The sequence below is a fragment of the Bradyrhizobium sp. Arg816 genome (assembly GCF_029989365.1).
Lineage (GTDB): Bacteria > Pseudomonadota > Alphaproteobacteria > Rhizobiales > Xanthobacteraceae > Bradyrhizobium.
In genome coordinates, this window is record NZ_JAPRAQ010000004.1 from 429,335 (window position 1) to 451,993 (window position 22,659).

The following is a 22,659-nucleotide window of genomic DNA, read 5'->3' on the forward strand; positions in this document are numbered from 1 at the left end:
AAACATGGATCGAGAGCCCACCATATCGCGGGATCAGAGCCGGACAGCCAAGCAGGAGCGCGGGCCTTCCAAGGGGCTTGCCAAGGGTCTTGGCCGCGACGTGCTGGTCGCCTCGATCTGCGGCGGCGTGGTGGCGCTGATGGTCGGTGCCTCCTACGCGGCGGTGCCGTTCTACAACTGGTTCTGCCGCGCCACCGGCTTCAACGGCACGACGCAGGTCGCGACGTCCGCGCCCGCCACCGGCCCGATCGCGCGCAAGATCGCGGTGCGCTTCGATTCCAACGTCGCGCCCGGCCTGCCCTGGAAGTTCGAGCCGGAGCAGAGCGAGATCGAGGTCAATATCGGCCAGGTCGTGACCGTCTTCTACACCGTGACCAACCAGGCTGCGCGCACCACCGCGGGCCAGGCGGCCTACAACGTCGCGCCCCTGACGGTCGGCTCCTACTTCCAGAAGATCAACTGCTTCTGCTTCACCGAGCAGACCATGGCACCCGGCGAGAAGCGCGAGATGCCGGTCGTGTTCTACGTCGATCCGTCGATTGCCGACGATCACGAGAACGACGGGCTGAACACGATCACGTTGTCCTACACGTTCTATCCGGTGCGCGATCCCGTGGTGAAGCCGCTGGCGTCGGGCGAAGGCGACAAACGCAAGGGAAATCTCTGACCGCCGGGCTCATGCCGCGGGGGTTGGACACAAGGGGATAAGTGCCGGACAGGCACGGGATTGAGGAGAGAGACCGCAAATGGCAACGGCGCACACCAAGCATCACGACTACCACCTGGTCGATCCCTCCCCGTGGCCCGTCGTCGGCTCCATCTCGGCCTTTGTCATGGCGGTCGGTGCGATCACCTGGATGCACCACATGTTCTCGGCCGCGCCGATCATCTTCGGTGCCGGCACCGTCGGCGTGATCTACACCATGGCGAGCTGGTGGGGCGATGTGATCAAGGAAGCCCAGTACAAGGGCGATCACACCCGCGTCGTGCAGCTGCATCACCGCTACGGCATGATCCTGTTCATCGCCTCCGAGGTGATGTTCTTCGTCGCCTGGTTCTGGGCCTATTTCAACGCGGCGCTGTTCCCGGCCGACGCCGTCCACGCCACGCGCGACGCCGTGTTCGGCTGCGGTCTCGGCACCGCGGCTGGCGCCTGCGCCGTGCCCGGCACCTGGCCGCCGCATGGCATCGAGACCTTCGATCCCTGGCATCTGCCGCTCCTGAACACGCTGATCCTGCTGACATCAGGCACCACCGTGACCTGGGCGCACCACGCGTTGCTCGAGAACGATCGCCAGGGCCTGAAATACGGCCTGATCCTCACCGTCGTGCTCGGCGCGCTCTTCACCTGCGTGCAGGCCTATGAGTACAGCCACGCGGCGTTCTCGTTCGGCGGCAACGTCTATGGCGCGACCTTCTTCATGGCGACCGGCTTCCATGGTTTCCATGTGCTGGTCGGCACCATCTTCCTGCTGGTCTGCCTGTTCCGCGCCTATGCCGGCCACTTCACCCCGACACAGCACCTCGGCTTCGAGTTCGCCGCCTGGTACTGGCACTTCGTCGACGTGGTCTGGCTGTTCCTGTTCCTCTGCATCTATGTGTGGGGACACGGCGCCGAGACCATGGCCCACGGCGCGCACTGAGCCGCCTTGGACCGATCAGAAAGGGCGGCCGCAGGGCCGCCCTTTCGCTTTTGGGCCGCCGGAAGCCTTGGCGGAAACTGTGATTGAGCGTTTTCGAGCGAAGTGGATACCGGTTCGCGTGAAGAAAACGCGTCAAAACAAGAATCCAGAGCTTCGGTTCTGATTCAATCAGAACCGATAATGCTCTAGAGTGCGTCATCATGAACGATACCGCCGGCCCATCCGAGCCCGAGACGACCGTCCTGCAAAGCGCGCTGCGCGGCCTTGCCTGCAAGTGCCCGCGCTGCGGCCAGGGCAAACTCTATGCGGTCTTCCTGACGCTCGCGCCCAGCTGCGACCGCTGCGGCCTCGACTATGCCTTCATCGATACCGGCGACGGTCCTGCGATCTTCATCATCATGCTGGCCGGCGGGATCGTCGTTGCGTGCGCGCTGATCGTCGAGATCAAATACCAGCCGCCGTACTGGCTGCATGCCGCGCTGTGGCTGCCGATGATCCTCGCCACCACGCTCTTGCCGCTGCGCGCGATGAAGTCGCTGCTGATCGCGCTGCAATTCCACCACAAGGCGGCGCCGGGCCGGCTGGTCGACCGCGCGAAATGAACGAGACCGCGCGCAAGCCCCGCGTGGCCGGCTTCGCGCTGTTCACGCTTTTCCTGGCCGCCGTCTTGGTCGCGCTCGGCGTCTGGCAATTGCAGCGCCGCGTCGCGAAACATCAGTTGATCGCCGCATTGACCGAGCGTCTCGCGGCGGCACCTGTTGCGTTGCCGCCGCCGTCGCAATGGAGCACGCTGACGCCGGAGCGGGACGAATTCCGTCGGGTCACATTTACGGCGACCTACGAGTCCCGTCTGGATGCGATGGTCTACAGTTCCGGCTCCGCCATCCGCTCCGACATTTCCGGCCCCGGCACCTGGGCTTTCCTTCCCGCACGGCTGCCTGGCGGCGATATGGTCGCGGTCAACGCGGGCTTCGTGCCGAACACCCAACAGGACCGCGCCCTGCAGGATCGGGCGGTCGCGCGACTTATTACCAACAAGCCGGCGATGTTGACCGGCTACGTCCGTTTCCCCGAAATAGCCAGCGTGCTGATGCCTGACGCTGAGCGTGACAAACGGCTGTGGTTCACCCGCGATCATCTCGCCATGTCCCGGGCGCTCGGCTGGGGCACGGTCGCGCCGTTCTACATCGACCTGGAGCGGCCGGTGCCCGAGAACGGCATTCCGCGTCCCGGCCCGCTCGACGTGCATCTGAAGGACGATCATCTGCAATACGCCATCACCTGGTTCGCGCTCGCCGGCGCGGTGCTGATCGCATTCGGCGTCTGGGCGAGGGGACGGCGTCCGGCCTGAAAATTTCCGTAGGTTCCCGGAGGGAACCCGGTATCGCCCGGGGTTTATTATTCAGGACATATTCACGAGGGTGGTCCTAAGCCGCGCGCAAATTTTCGCGGCAGACAGGATTTTGGTGTGAGCGATTTCGACCAGATGGGAATTGTCGTCGACTGGGTGGACGCCTGCCGGAAGGGCGACCTCGCGACGCTACTCGATCTCTATGCGGACGACGCCCGCGTCGAATGCATGTGCAACGGCAAGCGGCATTATCGCGGACGGCGCGAGCTCGAAACCTATTGGGGACCGCGGCTCAGCACCTTCTCGTCGGCAGGCTTCGGCCTGGAGGAGATCAATCCGGTGCCGCATGGCATCGATCTCGAATATTCCGTCGCGGGTTCGCTGCGTATCCACGCCTCGTTTCGCTTCAGTCCCGAAGGCAAGATCTACAGCACCCTTTGCGAGCCGGCGGAGCAGACGCCGCACGACGGCTGCGCGTGCTAGCCGGCCCTCGGCTCGTCTCGCGCCGTCTCGACCGGCAGGCGGCAGCGCACATAGGTTCGCTCGTCCGCGCGCAGCAGCGACAGCGATCCGCTGAGCGCGCGCACGCGCTCGTGCATGCCCGTCAGGCCGCGGCCGAAGACGTTGTCGGCGGGAAAGCCGCCACCGTCGTCGGAGATCTCAATCGTGAGCAGCTCGCCGGCAATGCTCGCCAGCACATGGGCATTGTTCGCCCCGGCGTGGCGCAGCACGTTGGTCAGCGCCTCCTGGATCAGGCGATAGACGGTCTGGGCCAGCGGTCGGTCGATCTCGTTCAGTCCAGGATCGATCGTGGCCGTCAGGCTGATATGCGGCGCCTGTCTGCGAAAGTTCTGGAGCAGCGTCTGCACGCTGGTCTCGAGCCCCAATTCCTCGATGTAGAGCGGCCGCAGTCGGTCGAGGATGCGGCGGTTGGTCTGCTGGAGCGCCTCGACCGATCGCATCACCTCCTGCGCCCGGTTGCCGAGATTTCCCGCCGGCGAGGCCTCGCTCAGCGCGATCGTGCCGGCGCGGATGCCGAACAGCAGCGGCCCGAGCTCGTCGTGCAGCTCGCGCGCGAGATCGCGCCGCTCGTCGTCCTGGAGCGACACCAGGCGGTGCAACAGGTCGCGATTATCCTGACTCAATTGTGCGAGCGTCATCGCCAGCGCATTGGCTTCCTCGCAGCTCTGCCGGATCTCCTGCGGTCCTGTGACCGGAATAGGCGTTGCATAATCGCCGCGCCGGATTCGCGTGAGGCCTGCGCCGAGATCTTGGAGGGGACGCAGCGCCGATCCCGCAAAGAGATAGGCAATGGTCCCAGTCAGGATCATCAGCACGGCGATGAGGCTCGTCAGCGCCAGGAAGCCGACCCATTTCTCGAACAGATCGGCTGACAGGTCCGGCATGAACACGATGTCGCCGATGCGCCTGCCGTCGATGATGACGGGAGATGCCGCGTCCATCTCCGGGATGGCGATCAGGTCCACGAACCAATGCGGCACGCCATGCAGATCTCGCAGGCTGTCCTTTGGAGAGGGCGCGGGACCTGCTTCCGCTGGACGGAATTGAATATCCGAGGAGCTGTCCAAAGAATGGACAAATGCATCGAGTATCTTCCGCGGGTCGTCCGAGGCCCTCAGGCTGTTGTTGAGCGCCTCGGCGACCGTCCGGGTCGAGCGTCGGCCCGGCTCATTCTCGTCGGCGAGCTGCCCTGTCGCGAACGTCTGGAGCAGCACCCCGCCCATGACCAGCGCGGCAAGGAAGCTCAAGCCGAGCGGAAGAAACAATTGTGTTCTGAATGAGAGCCGCTGCCACATTAGGTCAATTCTAACGCGCATTGGCGGGATTTGCTCTTTCCATTTGTTCCCGCCGGTCTATGAGTCGAAAAACGAGAGAGCGCGCGATGCAAGATACCGCCAAGCCGGCGACCCGAGTTCTGATCGTCGACGACCACCCTGTGGTGCTGTCAGGATGCCGCACCCTTTTCGCGTCCGACCACTCGATCCGTATCGACGAGGCGACCGACGCCAAATCCGGGCACCGCGCCTATATCAGCAAGCGGCCCGACGTCACTGTCATCGACATCAGCCTGCCCGACGTCTCCGGCTTCGAGCTGATGCGGCGGATCCGCAAGGACGACCCTGATGCCAAGATCATCATGTTCAGCATGAACGACGATCCGGCCTTCGTGGTGCGGGCGGTCGAGCTTGGCGCGCAGGGCTATGTCTCCAAGGGCGACGATCCCCGGATTCTGCTCAAGGCGGTGCGCAAGGTGGTCGCCGGCGACAATTTCATCTCGCCGCAGCTCGCGGAGGCGGTCACGTTCTCCGGTGCAGCGATCAAGGCCAATCCGGCCTCGCAGATGACGCCGCGGGAGCTCGAGATTCTCCGCCTGCTCGGCCGTGGCGACAAGATCGTCGAGGTCGCCGAGGCGCTCGGCATCTCCTACAAGACGGTCGCCAACACCACGTCCCTGCTCAAGCAGAAGCTCGGCGCCAAGAACCATTCCGACCTGATCAGGATCGCGGTGGAAATCGGGATGAGCTGACGCGCGGGGCACTGGCGGCCCGGACACTGGCGGCCCGGCGCCGAACCGGCTGCTCCAGGATGCAGCCGGTCCGGCCGGGCGGATCGGGTCTCGGCGCGTAGCCGGGCAATGCATGGACAGCGCCGACACCATCCGCCGACACAATGGGCCGGAGTGATATTCGTTCCTGAATCGCCCACAAATTCGGGAAAAAGCGGCAATGGTGCGCGAGCCCTCGCAGGGATGCCTTTGCGAAACCCGAAACGTGCCGGGAAAAATAGGAACATTTTCTTGCTCTCGCCGTTTTGGCTCTTGACGATTTCGTGACGGGCGCCGAGAACTTGGCCGACAGTTTTGGCGGGCCAGCAACCCGCACGAGGCAAACCGGTCTGCACAAATCAACGACAGACCTTCCAAGAGAAGGGCTGCGGCATCGCCGCAGCCCTTTTTCGTTGAGCGGGGCACGGACGGGAAGCGGTTTCCCGATGCCGCAAAACACTTTATGGTGGCTCAACGCCTCTGGCCGTTAACAAGTAGTTTCATAAAATCAAAGGCTTATGGATCTGGCTCAGGGCCGGCCGGCCTTTGGAGGGCAGTTTGACTCGCTATATCTCGACCCGGGGCGAGGCCCCAGAACTCGGCTTCTGCGACGTGATGCTGACTGGGCTCGCCCGCGACGGCGGCCTGTACGTGCCAGCGACCTGGCCGCAGCTCTCGACCGAGGCTATCGCTGGCTTCTTCGGCCGCCCCTATTGGGAGGTCGCGGTCGACGTGATCCGTCCGTTCGTCGGCGGCGAGATTTCGGATGCCGAGCTCGGCCGCATGGCGAACGAGGCCTATGCCACCTTCCGCCATCCGGCGGTGGTGCCGCTGCGCCAGATGACGCCGCATCAATTCGTGCTGGAGCTGTTCCACGGCCCGACGCTCGCCTTCAAGGACGTGGCGATGCAGCTGATCTCGCGGCTGATGGACCATGTGCTCGCCAAGCGCGGCCAGCGCACCACCATTGTGGTCGCGACCTCCGGCGACACCGGCGGCGCCGCGGTCGATGCGTTTGCGGGACTCGAGAATGTCGATCTCATCGTGCTGTTTCCGCACGGCCGCATCTCCGATGTGCAGCGGCGGATGATGACGACGACGGGCGCGGCCAACGTTCATGCGCTCGCCATCGAGGGTAATTTCGACGACTGCCAGGCGCTCGTGAAGGGGATGTTCAACAACCATCGCTTCCGCGATGCGACCTCGCTGTCCGGCGTCAACTCCATCAACTGGGCGCGCATCGTCGCCCAGGTGGTCTACTACTTCACCTCCGCCGTCGCCGCCGGCGCGCCGGCGCGCACGGTGGATTTCGTCGTGCCGACCGGAAATTTCGGCGACATCTTTGCCGGTTATGTCGCCAAGCGCATGGGGCTGCCGGTGCGCACGCTGCGCATCGCCGCCAACGTCAACGACATCCTGGCGCGCACGCTCAAGACCGGGATCTACGAGGTGCGCGAGGTGCACGCCACCGCGTCGCCATCGATGGACATCCAGATCTCCTCGAATTTCGAGCGGCTGCTGTTCGAGGCCGGCCGGCGCGATGCGGCCGGCGTGCGCCGTCTGATGGACTCGCTGAAGCAGTCGGGGCGCTTCGTGTTGCCTGACGCGACGCTGGCCGCAATCCGTGAAGAATTCGACGCCGGCCGGGCCGACGAGACCGAAACCGCAGCCGCGATCCGCGCCGCCTGGCGCGAGGCGGGCGAGCTGGTCGATCCCCATACGGCGGTCGCGCTCGCGGTCGCCGACCGCGACACCACCGACACGACGGTGCCCAGCATCGTGCTCTCCACCGCCCATCCGGCCAAATTCCCCGATGCGGTCGAGGCAGCCTGCGGCCAGCGGCCGCAATTGCCCGCCTGGCTCGACGGTCTCATGACCAAATCCGAACACATGAAGGTGATGAAGAACGATCAGGCCGAGGTCGAGCGGTTCGTGCTGTCGGTCAGCCGTGCCGCAAAACAGGGAGTTGCCGGATGAGTGTCGAGATGTCCAAGCTTGCCTCCGGCCTGACCGTCGTCACCGACGAGATGCCCCATCTCGAGACCGCGGCGCTCGGCGTCTGGGCCGGCGTTGGTGGGCGCGACGAGAAGCCGAACGAGCACGGCATCTCGCATCTGCTCGAGCACATGGCCTTCAAGGGCACGACCAAGCGCTCCTCGCGCGAGATCGTCGAGGAGATCGAGGCGGTCGGCGGCGACCTCAATGCCGGCACCTCGACCGAGACCACGTCCTATTATGCGCGGGTGCTGAAGGCCGATGTGCCGCTCGCGCTCGACGTGCTCGCCGACATCCTCGCCAATCCCGCTTTCGAGCCCGACGAGCTCGAGCGCGAGAAGAACGTCATCGTGCAGGAGATCGGTGCCGCGCAGGACACGCCCGACGACGTCGTGTTCGAGCATCTCAACGAGCTCTGCTATCCCGACCAGCCGATGGGCCGCTCGCTGCTCGGCACCGCCAAGACCCTGCGCGCCTTCAACCGCGACATGCTGCGCGGCTATCTGTCGACGCATTATCGCGGCCCCGACATGGTGGTGGCGGCAGCCGGCGCGGTCAATCACAAGCAGGTCGTCGCCGAGGTCGAGAAGCGCTTTGCGAGCTTCGAGGGGACGCCGGGTCCGAAGCCGCAAGCCGCCCAGTTCGGCAAGGGCGGCGCCAAGGTGGTGCATCGCGAGCTCGAGCAGGCGCATCTGACGCTGGCGCTGGAAGGCGTGCCGCAGAGCGATCTGTCGTTGTTCTCGCTCCAGGTCTTCACCAACATCCTCGGCGGCGGCATGTCGTCACGGCTGTTCCAGGAGGTGCGCGAGAAGCGCGGCCTCTGCTACTCCATCTACTCGTTCCACGCGCCCTACACCGACACGGGCTTCTTCGGCCTCTACACCGGCACCGATCCGGCCGACGCGCCGGAGATGATGGAGGTCGTGGTCGACATCATGAATGATTCGGTGGAGACGCTGACCGAAGCCGAGATCGCGCGGGCCAAGGCGCAGATGAAGGCGGGCCTCCTGATGGCGCTGGAGAGCTGCTCCTCCCGCGCCGAGCAGCTCGCCCGGCATGTGCTGGCCTATGGCCGGCCGCAGACGGTCGAGGAGCTGGTGGCCCGGATCGACGCCGTCAGCGTCGAATCAACCCGGGACGCCGCGCGTGCGCTGCTTTCGCGGAGCCGCCCTGCAGTTGTCGCATTAGGCAGTGGCAGGGGTCTGGACACGGCGGTATCTTTTGCGGAAGGATTGACCAGGGCACGTGCCAAGGCGCGGCTGCATTAGGAGCGGCGCACGGGCTGATCTGCCCCGGGAAGCATCACCATGGCCCTGTTTCGCCTGCCATCCAGTGGACCCGCCGCCCTCGCGCCGCGCGGCAACGGGCTATTGCTGCGCGCGCCGCAGATGTCGGACTTCTTGCAGTGGGCGCATTTGCGCGAGTCCAGCCGCGATTACCTGACGCCCTGGGAGCCGATCTGGCCGTCGGATGATCTGACCCGGTCCGGCTTCCGCCGGCGCCTGCGCCGCTATTCCGAAGACATCGCCGCGGACCGCTCCTATCCCTTCCTGATCTTCCGTGAGCTCGACGGCGCCATGGTCGGCGGCATCACGCTCGCCAATGTCCGCCGCGGCATCGTCCAGGCCGGCACCATCGGCTATTGGGTCGGCAAGCCCCATGCCCATCGGGGCTACATGACGGCGGCGCTGCGGGTGCTGCTGCCGACGCTGTTCGGCGAGCTCAATCTGCACCGGGTCGAGGCCGCCTGCATCCCCACCAATGCGCCGTCGATCCGGGTGCTCGAGAAGTGCGGCTTCTCCCGCGAAGGCTTGGCGCGCCGCTATCTCTGCATCAACGGGGTCTGGCAGGACCACCTGCTGTTCGGCCTGCTGCACGAGGATTTCCGCGGCTGAGCTGCCCCTCGTGCTGCCAAAGTCTCCTTGTTTGCTGCCTTGGGTTCGCCGATTTTGGCGATATAAACCGCTGGCCGGCCGGCAATCGTTCGGACAATTGTCATGGAGTATGGGCGTTGATGGTGAAGAAGCTTCGGTCATCGCGGAATGCGTTGCAGCGGGGGACGGGGATCGCGTTGGCGTTGTCGGTTGCGCTCGCCTCCGTCTCGCCGGTGGCGGCCCAGTCCTTGACTGACCGCTTCAAGAGCCTGTTCGGCGGCAAGTCCGACGAGCCGGCCCCGCCCAAGCCGGCGCCCGCGCCCGGCCAGCCGGCGGCCGATGACGACGTCGATTGCCCGCAGGTTACGGTGCGCGCCGGGGCCTCGACCTACGCGGTCGGCGCCGCTGGCAAGCCGGCCGTCGGCAATGAGATCCGCTTCCAGGCCACGATCACCAAGATGGCGCGTGAATGTGCCCGGAGCGGCGGCGATATCACCGCCCGGATCGGCATCCAGGGCCGTGTCATCGCCGGTCCCGCCGGTGCGCCTGCGACCGTCGAGGTGCCCTTGCGCATCGCCGTGGTGCAGGGCGGCGTCGGGGAGAAGGTGATCGCCTCGAAGGCCTACCGGACCACGGTCGAGATGTCGGAGGGCGGCAGCGTGCCCTTCACCTTCGTCGCCGAGGATCTGGCCTATCCGATGCCTTCGGCCAAGGTCGCCGATTCCTACGTCTTCTATGTCGGCTTCGACCCGCAGGCGCTCGCGCCCGAGCCGAAGGCGCGAGGGAAGAAGAAATAGCGCTTCAGGCTCCGCTGTCATGCCCCGCCTAGTGCGCAATTGCGCACGGGGGGCCGGGCATCCAGTACACCGCGGCTTCTCCGTATGCCATTGCTGTCTCTGGAATACTGGATCACCCGCTTTCGCGGGTGATGACATCCAATTTCTGGCTACAGACCGCCAAACAAAAAAGCCGGCGCTCATCGCGCCGGCTTTTTGATTGGTGAGGCGTTCGTCCTCAGTTCAGCTTCTGCCGAACCTCGGTGATGCCCTTGGCGAGCAGGTCGTCGGCGACCTGGCCCTTGACCGACTGCGACAGGATCGTGGAGGCGGCCTGGACGGCGGCTTCCGCGGCTGCGGCGCGGACGTCTGCGACGGCCTGGGCCTCGGCGAGCGCGATCTTGCTCTCCGCGGTCTTGGTGCGGCGGGCGACGAAGTCTTCCATCTTCGCCTTGGCTTCGGTCGCGATGCGCTCGGCTTCGGACTTGGCGTTGGCGATGATGTCGGCAGCCTCGCGCTCGGCGGTGGCACTGCGCGCCTTGTAGTCGGCGAGCACCTTGGCCGCTTCCTGCTTGAGGCGCGTCGCGTCGTCGAGTTCGGCCTTGATGCGGGCGGCGCGATGATCCAGCGCCGTCATCGCCGACTTGAAGACCCCAAGATAGCCGAACACGACCATCAGGACCACGAAGGCGACGGCGACCCAGGTTTCAGGATCGAAGAACATATCGACTAACCCTTCAAGGACGCATCAACGGCGGCATTGACCGACGCCGCATCCGGAACGACGCCGGCGAGCTGCTGCACGATCTGGCCTGCCGCATCGGCCGCGATGCCGCGGACGTTGCTCATGGCGGCCGTGCGGGTCGAGGCGATGGTCTTTTCCGCCTCGGCGAGCTTGGCCGCCAGCTGCTCTTCCAGCGTCTTGCGCTCGGCTTCCGCCTGCGCATTCGCCTTGTCGCGGGATTCGTTGCCGATCGCCTGTGCCCGCGTGCGCGCCGAAGCGAGCTCGCTTTCATAGGCCTTCAGCGCCGCGTCGGACTGGTCCTTCAGCGTCTGGGCTTCGGCGAGGTCACCCTCGATCCTGTTCTGCCGCGCCTCGATCGCACCGCCGACGCGGGGCAGGGCGAGCTTGGACACGATCACGTAAAGCAGGACGAAGAAGATCGCGAGCGACACCAGCTGCGAAGCAAAGGTGCTGCTCTCGAACGGCGGAAAGCCGCCGCTGTGATGACCGCCATCGGCTTCAGTGTGGGCGTTGGTCGCTGGACCTTTCGCCCCGCCATGACTCTCGGCCATGGAGTACTCCTGTTGCTGTCACGCGCCGCTTCGGATGAAGCGGCGCGAAAGAAGTCGTTCTCAGAAAACGAACAGCAGAAGCAGCGCGATCAGCAGCGAGAAGATGCCGAGCGCTTCGGTCACGGCGAAGCCGAAGATCAGGTTGCCGAACTGGCCCTGAGCGGCCGACGGATTGCGGACGGCTGCAGCAAGGTAGTTGCCGAAGATCACGCCGACGCCGACGCCCGCGCCGCCCATGCCGATGCATGCGATGCCCGCGCCGATAAGTTTTGCTGCTGTCGGATCCATTTTAGACTCCTTGGAAGAAAGATTGGGTTTTGGGTGGAAATTCCCCGGACCGCTCAGTGTCCCGGATGAATGGCGTCGTTGAGGTAGATGCAGGTCAGGATCGCAAACACATAGGCTTGCAGGAACGCGACCAGAATCTCGAGCGCATACAGCGCGACCGTGAGCGCCAGCGGCAGCACACCGCCGACCCAGCCGATGGCGCCGAGCGAGAAGCCCAGCATGGCGACGAAGCCCGCGAACACCTTCAGCGCGATGTGGCCGGCCAGCATGTTGGCGAAGAGACGAATGCTGTGGGAGACCGGCCGCAGGAAGAACGACAGGATCTCGATGAACATGACCAGCGGCAGGACGTAGCCGGGGACGCCATGGGGAACGAAAATCGAGAAGAATTTCAGGCCGTTCTTGGCGACGCCGTAGATCAGCACGGTGAAGAAGACCAGCAGCGCCAGCCCTGCGGTGACGATCAAATGGCTCGATACCGTGAAGGTATAGGGGATGATGCCGACCAGGTTCGAGACGCAGATGAACATGAACAGCGAGAAAATCAGCGGGAAGAACTTCATGCCTTCCGCGCCGGCCGTCGAACGGATGGTCGAGGCCACGAATTCGTAGGAGATCTCAGCGACCGACTGGAAGCGTCCGGGAACCAGCTGCGTGCCGCTGGCGAGCATCAGGATCGAGATGATCGCGACCGCCACCAGCATGTAGAGCGACGAATTGGTGAAGGCGATCGTCTGATTGCCGATATGGCCCAGGGTAAAGAGAGGCTCGATGTTGAACTGGTGGATCGGATCGATTTTCATCAGCGCGGCATCTCTTGGTCTGCCGGGCAATGCCGGCGGGTCTCGGTCTGCCGGCCGGGCCGGCCCGTACCGGCAGGACCGGTACGATCATTCCTCTGTTGTGCGGATAGCTTAAGAACCACCGCGCCTGCTTTGACCCGCGCCTGCCGATCTCACCACATTCACGACGCCGGCCACGAAGCCCAGCAGCAGGAACACGATAAATCCGAAAGGCGACGTCGACAGCAAGCGGTCGAAACCCCAGCCAATCCCCGCTCCGACAACGACCCCGGCGACCAACTCGGAGGATAACCGGAAACCAAGCGCCATCGCCGAAGCTCTGGCCGCTCTGTCTTCACCGTCACCTGCGGGTTGCTCGGTCTTGATTCGTCGGTCCCGGAATTCGGACAACCGCTGATCAAGATTTCCGAGCCGTTCGGAAAGCGCAGCTTCCTCGGACGATTTATCGCGATCCCCATTCTCGCCGTGTCCCGTGCCCTGTGTCATGCAACGAAGACCCGAAACGCCACGGCTGAATGGAAATTACGCCCGCCACCCTCAAAAGCCGCGCGGACCATACTGATGGCCCATAATCAAGTCAAGCCAAGTCACGATTGCGTCGCGTTCTATTATGTATCTGATTTACCTGATGATATTGGCACGCTCGGCAACGCTGCACACAGCGTGACGCCGCACCGCAGCAGCTCTCTTCATGATCGGCGAATGCGACCGCCATTTCGTCCTGCTGGCGGGATCAAAGGGATTGTTGCGATCGTTGATATCGGTGGCGCGTTTTGGGCGGCGGATCGCCTCGTCGGGGTGTAGAATTGAAGGGAAGCCGCAGAAGCGCCATGGCGGAGAGCGCGATGAGACCAGCAAATTCATCCACAGCATCATGGCTTGCCGTGGCGGTATTCGCCGCGGTGATGACCATCGGCGGCGGCCTCGTTGCCGCACAGTCCGCACCCGACAGCGAAAACGGCCGCTACAGCATGACGCCCATCCCCGAAGGCGTGCTGCGGCTCGACACCCGCACCGGCACGGTGTCGACCTGCACCAAGAATGGCGCCGGCTGGGCCTGCTACGCGGTGCCCGACGAACGCACCGCGCTCGACGCCGAGATCGGCCGGCTCCAGGCCGAAGTCGAGAAGCTGAAGGGGCAGATCGCGGCGGGACCGACCGTATCAGGCAAGATCGACGAGGCGCTGCCGAAATCCGATCCGCTCAAGAAGGACCCGAAGTTCGCCGAGGGGGACCGCAAGATCGAGATTCCGCTGCCCAGCGACCAGGATGTCGATCGGGTGATGTCGTTCCTGGAAAAGGCCTGGCGCCGGCTGATCGACATGGCCAATCGCGTGCAGAAGGACGTCTCGGGGAAGATCTGAGGACCCCTTCGCGCTATCCACGCGTTGACCTGCCGTAGGGTGGGCAAGGGCGTTCTTACGCCGTGCCCACCATGTTTCCATGACGTAAGAAGACGTGGGCACGTCGCTACGCGCCTTTGCCCACCCTGCGGCAGTGTTCGATCAATCGAGACATTTGATGACATCAGGCAAATCCGTCACGCGCTCGGCGCCATCGTCGGTGCAAGCCACCACCGTCGCATCGTCACTGCTGACCGTGCAGACGCCCGGCCGCGGCTTCACCGATCTCACCAGCGAAGCCGCGAAGTTCATCAATGAGGTTCAGGCGCGCGATGGCGCGCTGACGCTGTTTATCCGGCACACCTCGGCCTCGCTGACGATCCAGGAGAACGCCGATCCGTCCGTGCTCGTCGATCTCACCACGGCACTGTCGCGGCTCGCGCCCGAGAACGCCGGCTGGACGCACGACACCGAGGGGCCGGACGACATGCCGGCGCACGTCAAGACCATGCTGACGCAGACTTCGCTTCAGGTCCCGGTCCTGAACGGCAAGCTCGCGCTCGGCACCTGGCAGGCGATCTACCTGATCGAGCACCGCAAGCGCCCGCACCAGCGCGAGGTGGTGCTGCAATTCATCGGCAGCAATCAGTAAACCCCAAAAACAAAACCGGCCGCGGATCGCTCCGCGGCCGGGTCTATCGACGTCTTGCGACGTTATTAGGTCTTGCTGATGTCGACGTCTTTCGTCTCCGGGACGAAGAAGAAACCGACCACGGCGGTGATCGTCGCGAAGATGACCGGGTACCACAGGCCGGAGTAGATATCGCCGGTCGAGGCGACGATCGCGAAGGCGGTCGCGGGCAGCAGGCCGCCGAACCAGCCGTTGCCGATGTGATACGGCAGCGACATCGAGGTGTAGCGGATACGGGTCGGGAACAGTTCGACCAGCATTGCCGCGATCGGGCCGTACACCATGGTGACGTAGACCACGAGGATGAACAGCAGCCCGATGACGGCCGACACCTGCGGACGGAAGATGTCGAACGGATGCGACATCTTGACGATGCCGGCATCACCCGGCTTCGGATAGCCGGCCGCCTGCACCGCCGCGGTGACCGCGGGGTTCGACGTCTTGGCATCCGTGTACGGCACGTCCTTGTCGTTGACTACGATCTTCACCGCGCCCGCCGGTCCCGGAACGGTGGAGTACTTCACCGACGACTGGGCGAGGAAGGCGCGCGCCGTGTCGCAAGGCGTCGTGAAGACGCGCGTGCCGACCGGGTTGAACAGATCGCCGCAGCTCGCGGGATCCGCCACCACCTGGACCTTCACGTTCTCGTAGGCCTTCTCCAGCGCCGGGTTGGCGTTGCTCGAGATCATTTTGAAGATCGGGAACAGGGTCAGCGCGCCGATCAGGCAGCCCGCCAGGATGATCGGCTTGCGGCCGATCTTGTCGGACAGCGCGCCGAACACCAGGAAGAAGCCTGTGCCGAGCAGCAGCGACCAGGCGATCAGGAGGTTGGCGGTGTAGCCGTCGACCTTCAGGATCGATTGCAGGAAGAACAGCGCGTAGAACTGGCCCGTGTACCAGATCACCGCCTGGCCCATGGTCAGGCCGACCAGCGCCAGGATCACGATCTTGGCGTTGCTCCAGGTGCCGAAAGCTTCGGTCAGAGGCGCCTTGGAGCCCTTGCCCTCGTCCTTCATCTTCTGGAAAACCGGCGATTCGTTCAGGCGCAGACGGATCCAGACCGAGATGCCGAGCAAGGCGACCGACACCAGGAACGGAATACGCCAGCCGCCCCAATAAGCGCCGGGTGCACCGGCAAAGGCAGCCTCGCCGGTCGCGGAGCGGGTGAACAGGATCACCAGCAGCGACAGGAATAGACCAAGCGTCGCGGTGGTCTGGATAAAGGAGGTGTAATAGCCACGCTTGCCCTGCGGCGCGTGTTCCGCGACGTAGGTTGCAGCACCGCCATATTCACCACCGAGCGCGAGGCCCTGCAGCAGCCGCAGGCCGATCAGGATGATCGGCGCCGCGATGCCGATCTGTGCCGCGCCCGGCAACAGGCCGACGATGAAGGTCGAAAGACCCATGATGAGAATGGTGACGAGGAAGGTGTATTTGCGGCCGACGATGTCGCCGACGCGGCCGAACACGATTGCGCCGAACGGACGGACGAGGAAGCCCGCAGCAAAGGCCAACAGCGCGAAGATGTCGCGCGTGGCCTGATCGAACATCGGCTTGCCGTCGGCACCGGCGATCGTGAAGAACTGCGTGCCGATGATGCCGGCCAGCGATCCGTAAAGGTAGAAATCGTACCACTCGAAGACGGTGCCGAGCGACGATGCGAGGATGACGAACCGCTCATCCTTCGTCATGCCGCCGGATCGTGCCGAGGTTGCAGCTATTGTGGACATATTGAGTTGGCTCCCCGAATTTCGTTTCCTCGCGCCCCAGATGTCCGGACGGGCCGGATCAACCTAGGTCTTGCCCCAAAGGTAACATCGGCGTGAAACCGGCCCCAATACGACTTTCGGCCTTGCGCACTGACGCGCACCTGACGCCGCGGACCCTTCAATCCGGCACGATCGCGCTCGCCGTGGGTTAACCCCGTTCCCGCAAAGGGATATTGCCCACTTGCATGCCACGGCCGGTCGGGAAAGAATTGACCAAGGCCCCCGGGCCGGCCTACTGGCCTGGTGTGAATGCCAGCAAGAGAACGATGAGCGCTCCTTCGACCCATCTCGTCATTGCCGATGACCATCCCCTGTTCCGCGACGCGTTGCGGCAAGCGGTGGCGGGCGTCCTGACCTCGGCCAGGATCGACGAGGCCGGATCATTCGAGGATCTCACCAAGCTGCTGGAACAGACATCCGACGTCGATCTGGTCCTGCTCGACCTCTCGATGCCCGGAATCTCCGGCTTTTCCGGGCTGATCTATCTGCGCGCGCAATACCCGGCCATCCCAGTGGTGATCGTCTCGGCCTCTGACGACAGCGCCACGATTCGCCGTTCGCTCGATTTCGGCGCCTCCGGCTTCATCCCGAAGCGATTCGGCGTCGAGACCTTGCGCGACGCGATCCTCAAAGTGATGGAGGGGGACGTCTGGGTTCCCACCGACACCGATCTATCGGCCGCCGCCGATCCCGACATGACGCGCCTGCGCGACCGCCTGGTGACGCTGACGCCGCAGCAGGTCCGGGTCTTGATGATGCTGTCGGAAGGGCTGCTCAACAAGCAGATCGCCTATGAGCTCGGCGTCTCCGAAGCCACCATCAAGGCGCATGTCTCGGCGATCCTGCAAAAGCTCGGCGTCGAGAGCCGCACGCAGGCGGTGATTGCCGCGGCGAAGATCGCCGGCGGCCAGTGGAAGCAGGGCAGCCCGACGGGGTGAGCCTCACGGTACAATCAGCTCCGTCTCCGTCATCCTGAGGTGCTCGCGAAGCGAGCCTCGAAGGATGAACGGCCCCGGCTGGCACCTCGGCCGTTTCATCCTTCGAGGCTCCGGCCGCGATGCCTTTGCATCGCGCCACTCGCACCTCAGGATGACGGAGCCGATGATGTCCCTAGTAGCTCGTTGGCGGCCCTGATATCCGCAGTCTCGGAGCCCTCGGCAAAGCCTTCGAGCGCCGATTGAAGCAACCGCTTCGCTTCCTCGCACTGGCCACGTTCAGCAAGGAACTCGGCAAGATCGATCGCAGCCCGCAGCCCCCAGGCTTTTGCACCGTTGCGACGGCTCAGTTCCAACGATCGCATCAGGTGGTTTTCGGCCTCTCCACGGTTCGGCTGCGGCAGTGACAGCAACACCTTGCCCTTCATGCGCAGCAACTCGGGCATGTAGAGATGATCGCCGCCTTGCTTGACGAGGCCGATCGCGCCGTCGATCAGGCGCGCACTCCGCTCGGTCTGCCCGAGCGCCAACAAGCCATGCACGAGTGCGATGTTGAACGTCGTGGTGAGCAGCTCGTAGCCGGCGTCGTGGAGCTCGCGCAGACAGGCCCGTATCGTCTCGACGCCGCGGGCGGCGTCGCCGCGTCGGATCGCCAGCTCGCCTTTGACGCCACGGCCGACCGCGAGATAAGGGCCCATCGAGCGCGTTTCGGCATGTGCGATGAAGCGGTCGATGTTCTCTTCCGCGCCGTCGAGATCCCCGCTCCAGAGATCGATCGAGACCGCCCAGATCAGCGCGATGCAGAGCGTGATCGGATGGTCCATCTGCGCGGCCTCGGTGACCGTCTGCAGCGCCAGTTGCCGCGCATCCGTCGGACGGCCCTGCAACCAAAGCTCGCGCGCGAGCGCGATGCCGGCCCGGTTGCGGTGGTCGAAGCCGTGGACCGTGCTGATCCGTTCCGTGCCCGGCCCGTGCCAGGCGGCCTCCAGCATGCGCAGTGCGTCGCGATGCTCGCCGGCCAGATGCAAGGAGACACCCAGCAGCGAACGGGCGAGGGCGATGGAGGCGGCATCGCCGAGCGTCTCGGCGACCGCGAGGCTCTGCTGCGCATAACCGAGCGCGGCGTCGAACTGTCCCATCCGCTCGTGGAAGATGTGCATGCGGCCGAGCAGCTGGAGCTGGTTCGGCGCGTCGCCGCGCGCCTCGGCGATCGCCAGGCTCCGGCTCAGGGCGGCACGCGCAGCTTCGCTGCCGCCACGCGTGAACATCAAGGTCAATCCGAGGGCGGCCTGGATGTGCATTTCCTCGGCGCTGCCGCGCGAGGGCGGATCGATCGCAAGCAGCGCCCGTTCCGACCAGCGCCGGCATTCGATCAGCAGCGACATCGCGAGAAAGATCGGAGCCGCCGCGGCGGCCAGCGCAATGCCGATGCCGATATCGCCGCCCGTGCCGAAGCACCAGTCCAGCGCGGCGCGCACGTTGTGAAGCGCGGAGAAATGGATCGCGCGTTCGTCGGCGCTCGGCACCGTCGCCCATGTCGTGCCGGCCTGCTCCAGCCATCGCCGGTAGTAGGTTGCGTGGCGGGCGGCCAGCGCGGTCTCGTTCGGCTCGATCTCGAGCAGATAGGCGCGCGTCGTGTCGAGCAGACGGTAGCGCATCATGGCGCCGATCGGTCGCGGCGCGACCATCGACTTGGCAACCAGGCTGTCGATAGCATCGAACAGGCGCGAGCGGTCGACGCGCTCGTCCGGCACGATTTCGAGCGCGGCGTCGATGGTGAAGTGACCGGCGAAGACGGCAAGCCGGCGCAGCACGAGGCGCTCGGCGTCGGACAGGAGCCCGTAGCTCCAGTCCAGCGTCGCCTGCAACGTCTTCTGCCGCTGCGGCGCAGTGCGCTGGCCCTGCCAGAGCAGATTGAGGCGTTCGTCGAGCAGTGCGGCCGTCTGCTCCAGGCCGTAGGCCTCGACCCGGCCGGCGGCGAGCTCGATCGCCAGCGCCATGCCGTCGAGCTTGCGGCAGATCCCGGCGACGATCGCGGCATTGGCATCGTCGAGCGCGATCTGCGCGCCGCCGGCCATGGCGCGTTCGAGGAAGAGCTGAAGCGCGGGATAGGTTTGCGCGGCAGCCGCGGTCAGCCCGGGGCTATCAGGTGGAACGGCGAGCGGCGCTAACCGGTAGACCTGCTCGCCCTCGACGCGCAGGGCTTCGCGGCTCGTGGCGAGGATATGGACATGCGGCGCGGCGTGAAAGATTTCGGCTGCCAGCGGCGCTGCGGCGGCGATGACGTGCTCGCAATTGTCGAGGATCAGCAGCATCCGTTTGTCGCCGAGATGCGCGAGCAGTGCAGGCAGGGGATCGTCGGTCTGTGCCGGCAAGCCCAGCATCAGCAGGATCGAGGTGATCACGAGGTCGGGATCGCTGAGCGCGGCAAGGTCGACGAAATGCGCGGCGTCGGAAAAAGTCTCGAGCAGGTCGTGCGCGATCGCCACCGCAACGGCGGTCTTGCCGACGCCGCCCGGGCCGACGATCGTGACGAACCGCGAGCCGATGAGCTTGTCGGAGACGGCGGCGACCGCATCGTCGCGCCCGACCATCCGTTGCAGCCGGTTAGGTAGTTTTACGGGCGGCGGGTTCACCCGCGGTGCGGGATGCGGCTTCGCTGCAACGTCCGTTCGCGAGATCGGCGCGACGAAGCAATAGCCGCGGCCGGAGAGCGTGGTGATGTAGCGAGCGCCGTCCTTGCCGTCGCCGAGCGCCTTGCGCAGGGCTGCGACGTGAAAGCGCAGGTTGGTTTCCTCGACGGCCAGGCCGGGCCACACCAGCGCCATCAGATCCCATTTGCTGACGACCTCGTTCGGCCGCGACATCAGCGCGATCAGCGTGTCGAAGGCCTTCGCGCCGAGCGGCAGCGCGACGCCGCCGCGTATCACGAGCCTTTCGTGCGATGTCACGGTGAATGGCCCGAACGATAGGGTTCCCGTTGCAGTGCCGGCCGGCTCGGTCATGGCGAAATCGTGATCCTTTCAAACGGACCGGATAGCCAGATGATCGCAATCCGGCAAGGCCGCACCTGCATCGGCATCAGACCGCTGATGCAGGCCTCGTGGCGGGACTGCGAGCCGGGGCCTCACAACTTCTCACAAGTCCAAACGGGTGTCCCGCCGACGCCGCTGCTAGTCAGTTGCGCGACGGCAAGGAGACCTTCATGACGCAAGCGGCAAAACTGCTCTACACGGCCAGGACCCACACCGGCGGCGGACGACAGGACGGCATATCGCGCAGCTCCGACGGCCGCCTCGACGTCAAGCTGTCGCCGCCGGGCGGCACAGGCATCGGCACCAATCCCGAGCAATTGTTCGCGGCCGGCTGGTCGGCCTGCTTCGAAGGCGCGATGGAGATCGCGGCCCGCAAGCGCAAGATCGAGCTTCCCCGGAAATGCGCGATCGATGCGGAGATCGATCTCGTGCTCGACGAGGGCGCCTATTCGCTCAGCGCGCGCCTCAACGTCAGCCTGCCGGGCCTCGATCGCGAGATCGCGCGCGGCATCGTCGATGAGGCGCACCAGACCTGCCCCTATTCCAAGGCCGTCCGCGGCAATATCGACGTCACGGTCGCGCTGATCTGACGGACATCACCAACCATCAACAAGGTAGCACCACCATGAAACAGATCATCGACCAGCACCGCCGCAAGTTTCTTGGCGTCGCCGCGGGAACCGTCGCCGTCGGTCTCGGCGTGATCGACCTCGCCCGTGCCGAAACGGACGCGCCGCGATCCCCGGCATCGAACGCGTCCTTCGGTCCGATCAAGCAGATCGACGCCGGCGTCCTCAATGTCGGTTATGCCGAGGCAGGTCCCTCGAACGGTCCCGTGGCGATCCTGCTGCACGGCTGGCCCTATGACATTCACGCCTTCGTCGACGTCGCGCCGATCCTGGCAAAGGCGGGCTATCGCGTGATCATCCCGCACTTGCGCGGCTACGGTTCGACGCATTTTCTTTCCAGCGAGACGCCGCGCAACGGCGAGCCCGCGGCCATGGCCGTCGACATCATCGCGCTGATGGACAAGCTCGACATCAAGAAGGCGGTCATCGCCGGCTTCGACTGGGGCGCGCGCACCGCCGATATCATCGCTGCGTTGTGGCCGGATCGCTGCCGAGCGCTGGTGTCGGTCAGCGGCTATCTGATCTCCAGTCAGGCCGCGGGCAACGCGCCGCTGCCGCCGTCGGCCGAGCTGCAATGGTGGTACCAGTTCTATTTCGCGACCGAGCGCGGCCGCGCCGGTTACGAGAAATACACGCATGATTTCGCAAAACTGATCTGGAAGCTGGCCTCGCCGCAATGGAAGTTCGACGACGCGACCTTTAACCGGAGTGCGGCGGCGCTGGACAACAAGGATCATGTCGCGATCACGATCCACAATTACCGCTGGCGGCTCGGCCTCGCCCAGGGCGAAGCGAAATACGAGGAGCTCGAAAAGAAGCTCGCTGCAGCTCCGGTGATCAGCGTCCCGACGATCACGATGGAGGGCGACGCCAACGGTGCGCCGCATCCCGACCCCAGCGCCTATGCCAAGAGGTTCTCAGGCCGGTACGATTTCCGCCTGATCACCGGCGGCATCGGCCACAATCTGCCGCAGGAGGCGCCGCAAGCGTTCGCCAAGGCCGTCATCGACGCCGACGGCGCCTGAGCGTTCATTCGATGCCTCGGTCCAGCGCGGCTGGACCGAGGCTATGCCGCCATCCCAGCACGAAGGAACGTCATGACGTCCATCGAACCTGAAAAGAACAAGCGCTCTCATGCGACGGCTATCACGCTTGCCGCGCTCCTTCTCGTCGTTCTCCTGACTTGCGTGCCCTATCTGGTCTCGATCGCTCTCGCCGAGGGACCGGCACAAGGCAACACGGCAGACGCCTCGCCGATCTTCGGCGTCACGATCCCTGCCGGCTACAAGCAGTGGGAGCTGATCGCGCCGGCCGAAGAGGCGGCACCGCTCGACGAGCTTCGCGCCGTTGTCGGCAACCAGACCGCAATCGATGCTTATCAAGACGGAAAGCTTCCGTTCCCCGACGGCACCATTCTGGTCAAGCGCGCCTGGAAACGGAAACAGTCGCCGGAATTCGCATCCGCGACGATCCCCGGCGCGGCCACCACGGTTCAGGTGATGGTCAAGGATTCCAGGAAATATGCGTCCACCGGCGGCTGGGGGTTCGGCCGCTTCATCAATGGCAAGCCGGTCGACGAGGCCCAGCATCGCACCTGCTTCGCCTGTCACGACGCCCGCGCCAAGAGCCGTGACTACGTCTTCACCCGGCTTGCGCCTTGAGCGG

General features: G+C 64.9%; 25 protein-coding genes. 17 read left to right on the forward strand and 8 right to left on the reverse strand.

Going from position 1 to position 22,659, the window contains the following annotated elements:
• The first annotated feature begins 4 nt into the window (after positions 1 to 4).
• From OWC48_RS13460 to OWC48_RS13480, 5 genes are all read left to right on the forward strand, one after another.
• Positions 5 to 667 carry a cytochrome c oxidase assembly protein gene (locus tag OWC48_RS13460; protein ID WP_282520415.1) on the forward strand — a complete coding sequence of 221 codons (663 nt, stop codon included), beginning with the start codon at positions 5 to 7 and terminating at the stop codon, positions 665 to 667.
• A gap of 79 nt (positions 668 to 746) precedes the next feature.
• Positions 747 to 1,643, forward strand: a complete 897-nt coding sequence (locus OWC48_RS13465; protein WP_282520416.1) for a cytochrome c oxidase subunit 3 — start codon at positions 747 to 749, stop codon at positions 1,641 to 1,643.
• 200 nt (positions 1,644 to 1,843) lie between these two features.
• Positions 1,844 to 2,245, forward strand: coding sequence for a DUF983 domain-containing protein (locus OWC48_RS13470; RefSeq protein WP_282520417.1), 402 nt, complete (start codon positions 1,844 to 1,846; stop codon positions 2,243 to 2,245).
• Positions 2,242 to 2,994, forward strand: a complete 753-nt coding sequence (locus OWC48_RS13475) for an SURF1 family protein (protein WP_282520418.1) — start codon at positions 2,242 to 2,244, stop codon at positions 2,992 to 2,994. The genes OWC48_RS13470 and OWC48_RS13475 overlap by 4 nt, the downstream gene beginning before the upstream one ends.
• A 117-nt stretch (positions 2,995 to 3,111) precedes the next feature.
• On the forward strand, positions 3,112 to 3,477 hold the full coding sequence (locus tag OWC48_RS13480) for a nuclear transport factor 2 family protein (RefSeq protein ID WP_282520419.1): 366 nt from the start codon (positions 3,112 to 3,114) through the stop codon (positions 3,475 to 3,477).
• Here OWC48_RS13480 and OWC48_RS13485 read toward each other — a convergent pair.
• Complete coding sequence (locus OWC48_RS13485; protein ID WP_282520420.1) at positions 3,474 to 4,811, reverse strand: histidine kinase; 1,338 nt, start codon at positions 4,809 to 4,811, stop codon at positions 3,474 to 3,476. The genes OWC48_RS13480 and OWC48_RS13485 overlap by 4 nt on opposite strands.
• An 86-nt stretch (positions 4,812 to 4,897) precedes the next feature.
• On the opposite strand from OWC48_RS13485, the gene OWC48_RS13490 reads away from it, so the two are divergent.
• The 5 genes from OWC48_RS13490 to OWC48_RS13510 all read left to right on the forward strand — a co-directional run bounded on the left by OWC48_RS13490 (position 4,898) and on the right by OWC48_RS13510 (position 10,226).
• Positions 4,898 to 5,542: a response regulator transcription factor gene (locus tag OWC48_RS13490; protein WP_014498503.1), complete on the forward strand. Its 645-nt coding sequence runs from the start codon at positions 4,898 to 4,900 to the stop codon at positions 5,540 to 5,542.
• Between the two features lie 576 nt (positions 5,543 to 6,118).
• Positions 6,119 to 7,537, forward strand: coding sequence for a threonine synthase (gene thrC, locus OWC48_RS13495; protein WP_282520421.1), 1,419 nt, complete (start codon positions 6,119 to 6,121; stop codon positions 7,535 to 7,537).
• Complete coding sequence (locus OWC48_RS13500) at positions 7,534 to 8,823, forward strand: pitrilysin family protein (protein ID WP_028148714.1); 1,290 nt, start codon at positions 7,534 to 7,536, stop codon at positions 8,821 to 8,823. Before thrC ends, OWC48_RS13500 begins: the two co-directional genes overlap by 4 nt.
• 39 nt (positions 8,824 to 8,862) lie before the next feature.
• Complete coding sequence (locus OWC48_RS13505) at positions 8,863 to 9,450, forward strand: GNAT family N-acetyltransferase (protein WP_008139934.1); 588 nt, start codon at positions 8,863 to 8,865, stop codon at positions 9,448 to 9,450.
• Positions 9,451 to 9,569: 119 nt separating this feature from the next.
• Positions 9,570 to 10,226, forward strand: a complete 657-nt coding sequence (locus OWC48_RS13510) for a hypothetical protein (protein WP_282520422.1) — start codon at positions 9,570 to 9,572, stop codon at positions 10,224 to 10,226.
• 217 nt (positions 10,227 to 10,443) lie between these two features.
• Here the strand turns inward: OWC48_RS13510 and OWC48_RS13515 are convergent, their stop codons facing one another.
• The 5 genes from OWC48_RS13515 to OWC48_RS13535 form a co-directional block, all read right to left on the reverse strand.
• Positions 10,444 to 10,929 (reverse strand): ATP F0F1 synthase subunit B, encoded by a 486-nt coding sequence (locus OWC48_RS13515; RefSeq protein WP_282520423.1) that lies wholly within the window; start codon positions 10,927 to 10,929, stop codon positions 10,444 to 10,446.
• 5 nt (positions 10,930 to 10,934) lie between these two features.
• Positions 10,935 to 11,501: a F0F1 ATP synthase subunit B gene (locus OWC48_RS13520; protein WP_282520424.1), complete on the reverse strand. Its 567-nt coding sequence runs from the start codon at positions 11,499 to 11,501 to the stop codon at positions 10,935 to 10,937.
• 60 nt (positions 11,502 to 11,561) lie between these two features.
• The gene (locus tag OWC48_RS13525) at positions 11,562 to 11,789 is read right to left on the reverse strand and encodes a F0F1 ATP synthase subunit C (RefSeq protein WP_092238250.1); all 228 of its coding nucleotides are present in this window, start codon (positions 11,787 to 11,789) and stop codon (positions 11,562 to 11,564) included.
• Between the two features lie 53 nt (positions 11,790 to 11,842).
• Entirely contained in the window at positions 11,843 to 12,592 is a 750-nt protein-coding gene (locus OWC48_RS13530; protein ID WP_282520425.1) for a F0F1 ATP synthase subunit A, read from the reverse strand.
• Between the two features lie 111 nt (positions 12,593 to 12,703).
• Positions 12,704 to 13,078 (reverse strand): AtpZ/AtpI family protein, encoded by a 375-nt coding sequence (locus OWC48_RS13535; protein WP_282520426.1) that lies wholly within the window; start codon positions 13,076 to 13,078, stop codon positions 12,704 to 12,706.
• 75 nt (positions 13,079 to 13,153) lie between these two features.
• Between OWC48_RS13535 and OWC48_RS13540 the strand changes: the two genes are divergently transcribed.
• The 3 genes from OWC48_RS13540 (at position 13,154) to OWC48_RS13550 (ending at position 14,587) form a co-directional block, all read left to right on the forward strand.
• The gene (locus OWC48_RS13540) at positions 13,154 to 13,396 is read left to right on the forward strand and encodes a hypothetical protein (protein WP_282520427.1); all 243 of its coding nucleotides are present in this window, start codon (positions 13,154 to 13,156) and stop codon (positions 13,394 to 13,396) included.
• A gap of 41 nt (positions 13,397 to 13,437) precedes the next feature.
• Complete coding sequence (locus OWC48_RS13545) at positions 13,438 to 13,956, forward strand: hypothetical protein (protein WP_282520428.1); 519 nt, start codon at positions 13,438 to 13,440, stop codon at positions 13,954 to 13,956.
• A gap of 157 nt (positions 13,957 to 14,113) precedes the next feature.
• Positions 14,114 to 14,587 (forward strand): secondary thiamine-phosphate synthase enzyme YjbQ, encoded by a 474-nt coding sequence (locus OWC48_RS13550; protein ID WP_282520429.1) that lies wholly within the window; start codon positions 14,114 to 14,116, stop codon positions 14,585 to 14,587.
• Between the two features lie 65 nt (positions 14,588 to 14,652).
• Here OWC48_RS13550 and OWC48_RS13555 read toward each other — a convergent pair whose 3' ends face one another.
• The gene (locus tag OWC48_RS13555) at positions 14,653 to 16,317 is read right to left on the reverse strand and encodes an MFS transporter (protein WP_404979754.1); all 1,665 of its coding nucleotides are present in this window, start codon (positions 16,315 to 16,317) and stop codon (positions 14,653 to 14,655) included.
• A 344-nt stretch (positions 16,318 to 16,661) separates the two neighbouring features.
• Between OWC48_RS13555 and OWC48_RS13560 the strand changes: the two genes are divergently transcribed.
• A complete protein-coding gene (locus OWC48_RS13560) occupies positions 16,662 to 17,333 on the forward strand; it encodes a response regulator transcription factor (RefSeq protein ID WP_282520431.1) in 672 nt (223 codons plus the stop codon).
• A gap of 146 nt (positions 17,334 to 17,479) precedes the next feature.
• Here the strand turns inward: OWC48_RS13560 and OWC48_RS13565 are convergent, their stop codons facing one another.
• Positions 17,480 to 20,335, reverse strand: a complete 2,856-nt coding sequence (locus tag OWC48_RS13565) for a winged helix-turn-helix domain-containing protein (protein WP_282520432.1) — start codon at positions 20,333 to 20,335, stop codon at positions 17,480 to 17,482.
• A gap of 200 nt (positions 20,336 to 20,535) precedes the next feature.
• On the opposite strand from OWC48_RS13565, the gene OWC48_RS13570 reads away from it, so the two are divergent.
• The 3 genes from OWC48_RS13570 (at position 20,536) to OWC48_RS13580 (ending at position 22,655) form a co-directional block, all read left to right on the forward strand.
• A complete protein-coding gene (locus tag OWC48_RS13570) occupies positions 20,536 to 20,955 on the forward strand; it encodes an organic hydroperoxide resistance protein (protein ID WP_282520433.1) in 420 nt (139 codons plus the stop codon).
• A gap of 35 nt (positions 20,956 to 20,990) precedes the next feature.
• Positions 20,991 to 22,019: an alpha/beta fold hydrolase gene (locus OWC48_RS13575; protein WP_282520434.1), complete on the forward strand. Its 1,029-nt coding sequence runs from the start codon at positions 20,991 to 20,993 to the stop codon at positions 22,017 to 22,019.
• Positions 22,020 to 22,091: 72 nt separating this feature from the next.
• Positions 22,092 to 22,655 (forward strand): cytochrome P460 family protein, encoded by a 564-nt coding sequence (locus tag OWC48_RS13580; RefSeq protein WP_282520435.1) that lies wholly within the window; start codon positions 22,092 to 22,094, stop codon positions 22,653 to 22,655.
• Positions 22,656 to 22,659: the final 4 nt, after the last annotated feature.